The sequence below is a fragment of the Sporosarcina sp. NCCP-2716 genome (genome assembly GCF_023707985.1).
In the GTDB taxonomy this organism is placed as follows: domain Bacteria; phylum Bacillota; class Bacilli; order Bacillales_A; family Planococcaceae; genus Sporosarcina.
On record NZ_BRCF01000007.1, the window covers coordinates 185,560 to 192,960 of the forward strand.

Below are 7,401 nucleotides of genomic sequence, written 5' to 3' on the forward strand. Positions count from 1 at the left end.
CTGGAAAGAACATCAGTCAAGCGGCTCAAGCGCCGTTGACCGGTCGATGAATACGAATGCATCATAGCGGCTGCCGATGCGTGACGGGACAAAGTTGCCGTGCGCTTCAATTTCCGGATTGTAGACGACACCGACCGCTCGATGGCCGATCCATTCGTCGAACGAGGAAGAGCTGCTGCCGTCGAACAGCAGCACGCTGTCCCCGAGGCCCGACGCATGGAGCTGACCTTCCCACGTGTTGAATGGAGCCGGCGGTATCGTCATCCGCTCGCGGGGGGCGCCCCAGCTATCCGCCGCGATGACGGTTCCTTCGTACGTACCGAAACCAACGGCATACGTCCGGTCTTTCCCGTATTCCTCACGCATCAGTTCCCCGACATTCGTCATGCCGGCGCTCGTCATCGACGTTGCCGACGCGTCCCCGATATGGGTGTTATGTTCCCAAATGATGACTTTGGCATTTTCATGATACGCCTTCAGCGCCTTCACCGCCTCCGCCATGTGCAGATCCCGTGTGTTCCAGGAAATTGCCTCCTCCTGCATGAGCTCCCTGTAATACGCCTCCGCGTTCTTTGCGACAAGCGCATTCATGACGGCATTCAGGTCTTCTTCATGACCCGCTTCATACCGCTTGGCACTGGCACGGACAGCTGACAGCAGTTCGGACACCTCCCGGATGCATTCAGCGGTAAAGTGGGCGGCAGACAGAGCATAGTGCTCGGGCATCCGGTTATACGGTTCGAAGCAGGAAAACGCTTTCCGGGCAAGGTCCAGGTCCGTTCCTTCCTGAGGGTGCTCCGTCAAGTAGCGCAAAAGCTCATCGATCGATTCGTACAGACTGTACAAATCGATCCCGTAGAATCCCGTCTTCGTTCCGGCAGTCTCATTGTGCCGCTTCAGCCACTCGGCGAAGTCTGCGACCGTTTCGTTCGCCCACATCCATTCCGGCCAGCGGGTGAAGGCTTGCTGCAGCACGCTCTTTGCCGACTCCCCTTCCCCATACTTTACATATCGGTTGGCAGCCTGGGCGGACGGCCAGTCCCCTTCCACTGCAATGACAGTGAAGCCCTTCTCGGTGATGAGCCGTTTTGACAGCTCCGCCCGCTGCGCATAGAACTCTTTCGTGCCATGCGTAGCTTCCCCGATCATGACGACGTCTGCAGATTCCGCACGGTCTGCCAATTCTGCCAATGCGGCTTCACCGAGCGAAAGTGCCTGTTCGGTTATTGCCACCCTCATCTTTTTCGACATACGATACACCTCCTGTTGCAACCAGTATTCCCATCGAAGTCTCAGCAAAACCACCTAAACCCTTTTGCATAACGGTATTCCTTTCTGGGCATTCTGAAAACAAACAATTGCCCGGAAGGAGAAGATGTCGATGCCAGACAGTACACCCGTCTTTCCCCCTTACATGAAGTCCTTACAAGATGCGCTCGGCTCTTCCTCTGATGTCGTGCAGCTTCCTCTCGCTATAAATAAAGCAGAAGCACAGCTGCTTTTTGTCAAAACCGTAGTGGAAGGTTCTATTATGCAGGACACCATCATCAAACCTTTTTACGAAATTGCAGATACAGAAAAATTTGCCGAGTACTTGAACGGTATGCCAAATCACCTGCAGATCCCCGACAGTGAGGAAGTGCTGAAGAAACTTGTACAAGGGTTTGTCCTCATCTATTGCAACGAGAATTATCTGCTACTCGAAATACGCAAACTGAAAAACACCGTTCCGCTACAAACTGTCTTGGAGTCCACTATCCACGGACCCCAGTCAGCTTTCAGTGAAGATCTTGAGACGAATATCGGCATTATTCGGCAGCACTACCATCAGCCGGATTTATTCATAGAAACAATGGAGCTGAAAGACCTTAGTTCCCGGGCCGTCGCTCTCGCCTATGACCGGAAAAAGGTGAACACCCAAGTACTCCGCCGGCTGAAGGAACAGCTGAGGCAGATCGACGAACCACTTATCCAATCAGCAGGCGACCTCGCAATCCGGCTGACTCCACGCAAATTGAATATATTTCCGGTCTCCCTGCTGACAGAACGTCCGGATCGAACGATTTACAATATCACCGGCGGTAAAATCATAGTAATTGTGGATGGCAGTCCATTCGTCATTATGGCACCTGTCCTGTTTTTCGACTTCATGGTCTCCATGGAGGAGAACTATCACACGTTCTTCATCTCACTGTTCAACACAATACTCGGATGGACAGGGCTGATGATCTGCCTCCTCCTCCCTAGTTTCTATATTGCGTTTGCATCCTACTCCCCTGAAGTACTTCGAACCGAACTGACACTGTCCATTGCGGGGAGCCGGATCGGGGTCCCGTATCCGACCTTCATCGAAGTACTGATCATGCTGCTTTTCGTTGAGCTGTTGACAGAAGCAAGTATCCGGCTTCCTAAATCCATTAACGCGACCGCCACAACTGTCGGAGGTCTGATTTTAGGAACCGCTTCAGTAGAGGCAGCTATCGCTTCCAACATTCTCATCATTACGATTGCAGCCGTTGCAATCGCAAATTTCGTCATCCCCATCAACGAACTCAGTTTTGCCATACGGATCTGCCGGATTCTGCTGATCGCTTTTACTTCCCTATTCGGGCTGATCGGGCTAATATCGGGCTTCCTATTCATCATCATTCATCTGGTCAACATTGACAGTTACGGACAGCCCTACTTGCGCATTCCATGGCGTGACAAAAGCAGTGAAAAGGAGGTCGGCAGCGGGTGAACCGTTTCCTCTACTATTTAGTATTCCTGAATATGATGGCAATCATCACTACCCCTATACCGAGTCTGCTGTTGATTGGAGCTCATGGGGGGGCCATTCCAACGATGGTTCTCGGCTTGTTCACAGGTATGCTGATTTCATTCTTCTTCCTGAAATTTTTCAATAAATTTCCAGGACGTGATTATACGGAACTGCTCAAAGCCTATACTTCTAACTACTTGCGTGTGCCGGTCACCATTTACTTTGCCATCGTCTGGTATTTGGCTGGGACGATCACTCTCGTCATGCTCACGTTCCTGCTCATCACGTTCCTGACCCCTGAAATGTCAATTTACCTGATTGCCATTTCTATCCTGATCACTGTTGCATTCGGAGTGCTGCTAAAGAGCAAAAGTGTCTTATTTGCTGTTGAGATTATAGTGTTCCTAGTAGTGCCAATCGCTTTTTTTCTGTTTATCAAGCTATACTCGAGCAGCGAACTGGACTGGGATCAGGTCCGCACCTCCCTGATGTACAGTAACTCCGTCCCGAAGTACGGAGTATTCACAGCGACTCTCTTCTCCTTCTCAGGGATCGCCAATTTAATTGTGTTCAACCGTTATTTTACTAAACGTAACACGAACCACCTCGGTGCTGTGCTGATCATTGGCCTGTTCGGAGTGTTCACGCTGGTCACCACGTATTTCATACCGATCGGGCTAAATGGTTTCGATCAAGTCGACAGACTGATCTTCCCCTGGACATCGGCTGCTGACAGTGTCCGCATGAAATACGGGATTGTCGAACGCGCCGTCTTCCTGTTCATGTTGTTTTTTGTGGCAATCTCATTCATGAGCATTACAGTCCACTGGCATGTGTCTTACAAACTGATTCAGAGTCTGATCCGTATTGATAAGCTGCAGATGCGCAATAATAATTGGACACCCTTCCTGACCGTCGCAGTTTTCGTTGCAGTCGCCATCTATCTGACAGTATGGCTGACGCAGTATCAGCTGTACACTTACTCTGCGTATTACTTCAATGCAATACCTATTTTCATAATCGTCTGGGCCGTAACCATGTTCGCGGTGAAAAGGGGGCACGACAATGAGCCGTTGGCATAAAAAAGGTCTTCTGGTGGTCACTATACTACTGATTTCTTTCCTGGCCGGCTGTGCGTACAAAAGTGTGGATAAACGTTCATTCGTAGTCAGTGTAGGCGTCGATCCAGCTGAAAACGATGATGACCGTTATAAGGTGACCTTGAAGATCGCCAAGCCGATTGCCTCTCTCCGTCAGGCCACTGAGACAGAATACACCTATTTGACGACTGAAGCGGAGACCGTCTCGGAAGCCATACGGATCTTAGAAACCCACAACGACAAAGTGGTCGATTTCAGTCAAGCAAAAATCTTGGCCATCCACCATGAGCTGTTAAGTGGTGACTTGCAGCTGCTTATGGATTATTTCACCAGACGCGGAGACATCCAGCTGATCATGTACGTAGCTGCTGCAAAACCAAGTGCCGAAGAGGTATTAAAAGTCGAGCCTATTTTAGAAGCTGCCGGTGAGAATACGCTGTACAACTTTTTTGACGACACAGGGACAGAAAGCCCTTTCGTGACAACCAGTTTCCTATTCGAATTTCGGAGGGATGTCCTGACATTCGGAAAAGATGCCGTCCTGCCGATCGTGCGCACTTCCAAAAACAAGGATGAATTGGTCATAAATACAGCGCTTGTCATTAAGGAGAACCATGAGCCTGTTGACCTGAACCGCACGCAGACAAAGCTTTACAATACATTCATGGAAGGTGCCAACGGCTATGGGTACCAAGCGCATAACAGCGGCTACATCTTTACTCTCACCTTCGACCGCGCCAAGATGAACTACAAGTTAGGGATTGTTCCCGGTCAGACTCCTCAGGCGGATATTAAAGTGAAGGCAGTAGGCGCTATCAGCCAATCCAACAAGACACTGTCCTTGAACCGCCTGCCTGAATACAGCGAAGTCACCAACAAAGAACTGTCAAAAGAAATGGAGAAACTGTTCAAGAAAATGCAGAAGGAAAAGGTCGATCCATTCGGCTTCGGTCTCCGCTACCGGGCGACCCGTTTTCATACAGATCAGATCGAAGAGGACTGGAATGAAATCTACCCGGATCTCGTGTTCAATGTACAATCGGACGTCAAACTGAAGTCTCTCGGGGCTATTAAATAAGAAAGGGTCTGGCAGCAATGCCGGACCCTTTCTTTGTTATGCCAGACCGATCCGCTTGAAGATGAGGTCGATCTTCTGCAGATGGTAGTTGTAATCGAAGCACTCATCGATTTCTTCTTCGGTGAGCTCCCGGCTGATCACTGGATCCGCCTTCACCAGTTCTTTGAACGGCTGTTCTTCGTCCCACGCCTGCATCGTCAGCGGCTGCACTGTGTCATACGCCGCTTCCCGCGACAACCCTTTGTCGATCAGCGACAGGAGGACACGCTGGGAGTAAATGAGTCCGTGAGTCCGGTCCATATTGCGTTTCATGTTATCCGGATAGACCGTCAAATTTTTGACGATATTGCCGAATCGGTTCAGCATGTAATCGAGCAGGATCGTCGAATCCGGTAAGATCACCCGCTCTGCTGACGAATGGGAAATGTCTCGCTCGTGCCAAAGCGGTACATTCTCATAAGCAGTCACCATGTAGCCGCGAATGAGGCGTGAGAGCCCTGCCATGTTTTCCGAACCGATCGGGTTCCGCTTGTGCGGCATCGCAGACGACCCTTTCTGACCTTTTGCAAAGAATTCTTCCACTTCCCGCGTCTCTGACTTTTGCAGTCCGCGGATTTCCACCGCAAATTTCTCAATCGATGTGGCAATCAGCGCAAGCGTCGAAATATACTGCGCATGGCGGTCACGCTGGAGTGTCTGTGTCGACACAGGAGCCGGCGTCAGCCCGAGCTTCCCGCACACGTATTGCTCGACGAACGGATCGACGTTCGCATACGTCCCCACCGCACCGGAGATCTTACCCGCCTGAACTGAAGCAGCGGCGGCATCGAACCGCTCCAAGTTCCGCTTCATCTCTTCATGCCAGAGCGCCAGTTTCAGGCCAAACGTCGTCGGCTCGGCGTGGACACCATGCGTCCTGCCCATCATGACCGTGTATTTGTGTTCCTTTGCCTTCTCCGCAAGGATTCCGATGAACTTCACGATATCCTGCCGCAAAATGTGGTTCGCCTGCAGAAGCAGATACGATAACGCTGTGTCGACGACGTCCGTGGAAGTCAGGCCATAATGCACCCACTTCCGTTCTTCACCAAGTGTTTCCGATACTGCACGGGTGAACGCGACGACATCATGGCGTGTCTCCTTTTCGATCTCCAGGATCCGGTCGACCGAAAAGCCTGCATTCTCCCGGATTTTCCGGACGTCTTCTTTCGGTACTTCGCCAAGTTCCGCCCACGCTTCACTCGCGAGGATTTCCACTTCCAGCCATGCTTTGTACTTGTTATCATCTGCCCAGATGGCACCCATTTCAGGTCTTGTATATCGTTCGATCATTGTCGTTTTCCTCCTCGGTCAATCATTCTCCGCCAGAATCCCTTTCAGCTGGATCATCTGCCGGATCGGGACATACTCGCCATCCCGCTCTTCAAAAAGCGGCTCCTCCCGCCGCCCAGCCGGCATATATCCTTCCGCTTTCATGCGGTCCAAGCATGCCGAGATGGTTTCGTCCTCTTCGACTTGGAACCAGACTGTTTTCCGTTTGCTCACTTGAACAACTTCCCTTTCTTCACACTCTTCACTAAAAATCCGCCCCGTATCGTTTTCGGTTCATAGGAGATGATGAATGCCTTCGGGTCCAGCTCAGCAATCGTACTGTACAATTGCAGTTCAAACTTGCGGGGTGTCAGAATCTGCATCGCCGAGCGGTTCCCTGACATACCATGCGCAGCCCAGTCAGTCACGCCGTAGCCTTTCGAACGCAGCGTTGTCGCCAGCTCACGGTTGATTTCATCCGTAATGACGTTGACCGTAATATAACCAAGTGCCATCTTCTCTTCAATCTTCGTTCCGATAATGACACCGGACCCATAGCCAAGCGCATAGGCGATCACGTTCTGTATCTGATCCAGGCTGTCGAGCACGAGTCCGAGACCGACCACGTAGATCACAATCTCAACCACACTGACCGCTGCCGCCAGATACCTGTATCCCTTCAGCGTCATAATCATCCGGACAGTGAAAAATGAGACGTACACGATATTGATAAGAAAGATGATCAGTACCAATGTCCATGCATTCACGGGGCAATCCCTCCATTCTACATAATAATCGTACAGGTGAAACAGCGAGATTACAAGCCTAAGTCAATATCCAATATACGTTACTGCAAGCGCTGTGGCTGCTCATAAATCTCGGGAAACGCTCATAAATCTCGGGAAACGCTCATAAATCTCGGGAAACGCTCATAAATCTCGGGAAACGCTCATAACCGGCCCGCTGCCGCGGCCGGTTATGAGGCCAGCCACAACACTCCGTCGCGCCAAGTGCTCTTCCACCAATAAAAAAGCGAGTCAAGGAGATTATCTCCTTGACTCGCTCTTGTCTGTTGCCCGGCAACGTCCTACTCTCACAGGGGGAAGCCCCCTACTACCATCGGCGCTGAAGAACTTAACTTCCGTGTTCGG

The 7,401-nt window shown here is 51.0% G+C and carries 7 protein-coding genes and 1 rRNA gene; 3 read left to right on the top strand and 5 right to left on the bottom strand.

From position 1 onward, the window contains the following. Positions 1 to 12 precede the first annotated feature (12 nt). On the bottom strand, positions 13 to 1,251 hold the full coding sequence (locus tag NFU03_RS11575; RefSeq protein ID WP_251638839.1) for an erythromycin esterase family protein: 1,239 nt from the start codon (positions 1,249 to 1,251) through the stop codon (positions 13 to 15). A gap of 130 nt (positions 1,252 to 1,381) precedes the next feature. Between NFU03_RS11575 and NFU03_RS11580 the strand changes: the two genes are divergently transcribed. From NFU03_RS11580 to NFU03_RS11590, 3 genes are read left to right on the top strand one after another with little or no spacing between them, the layout of a single operon-like run. Continuing rightward, entirely contained in the window at positions 1,382 to 2,740 is a 1,359-nt protein-coding gene (locus tag NFU03_RS11580) for a spore germination protein (RefSeq protein WP_251638840.1), read from the top strand. Next, complete coding sequence (locus NFU03_RS11585; RefSeq protein WP_251638841.1) at positions 2,737 to 3,843, top strand: GerAB/ArcD/ProY family transporter; 1,107 nt, start codon at positions 2,737 to 2,739, stop codon at positions 3,841 to 3,843. Before NFU03_RS11580 ends, NFU03_RS11585 begins: the two co-directional genes overlap by 4 nt. Next, the gene (locus tag NFU03_RS11590; protein ID WP_251638844.1) at positions 3,827 to 4,939 is read left to right on the top strand and encodes a Ger(x)C family spore germination protein; all 1,113 of its coding nucleotides are present in this window, start codon (positions 3,827 to 3,829) and stop codon (positions 4,937 to 4,939) included. The genes NFU03_RS11585 and NFU03_RS11590 overlap by 17 nt, the downstream gene beginning before the upstream one ends. 36 nt (positions 4,940 to 4,975) lie before the next feature. On the opposite strand, the gene purB is transcribed toward NFU03_RS11590, so the two are convergent. The 4 genes from purB to rrf all read right to left on the bottom strand — a co-directional run. Beyond that, a complete protein-coding gene (gene purB, locus NFU03_RS11595; RefSeq protein WP_251638845.1) occupies positions 4,976 to 6,271 on the bottom strand; it encodes an adenylosuccinate lyase in 1,296 nt (431 codons plus the stop codon). An 18-nt stretch (positions 6,272 to 6,289) separates the two neighbouring features. After that, positions 6,290 to 6,484 (bottom strand): NETI motif-containing protein, encoded by a 195-nt coding sequence (locus tag NFU03_RS11600; RefSeq protein WP_251638847.1) that lies wholly within the window; start codon positions 6,482 to 6,484, stop codon positions 6,290 to 6,292. After that, a complete protein-coding gene (locus NFU03_RS11605; protein ID WP_251638849.1) occupies positions 6,481 to 7,017 on the bottom strand; it encodes a DUF2179 domain-containing protein in 537 nt (178 codons plus the stop codon). The genes NFU03_RS11600 and NFU03_RS11605 overlap by 4 nt, the downstream gene beginning before the upstream one ends. 307 nt (positions 7,018 to 7,324) lie before the next feature. Then, positions 7,325 to 7,401, bottom strand: a 5S ribosomal RNA gene (gene rrf / locus NFU03_RS15810); the annotation flags it as partial.

Bases quoted from the DNA above. Each gene is read 5' to 3' on its own strand.
- NFU03_RS11575 (WP_251638839.1), bottom strand. From the start codon at position 1,251: ATGTCGAAAAAGATGAGGGTGGCAATAACCGAACAGGCACTTTCGCTC.
- NFU03_RS11580 (WP_251638840.1), top strand. From the start codon at position 1,382: ATGCCAGACAGTACACCCGTCTTTCCCCCTTACATGAAGTCCTTACAA.
- NFU03_RS11590 (WP_251638844.1), top strand. From the start codon at position 3,827: ATGAGCCGTTGGCATAAAAAAGGTCTTCTGGTGGTCACTATACTACTG.
- purB (WP_251638845.1), bottom strand. From the start codon at position 6,271: ATGATCGAACGATATACAAGACCTGAAATGGGTGCCATCTGGGCAGAT.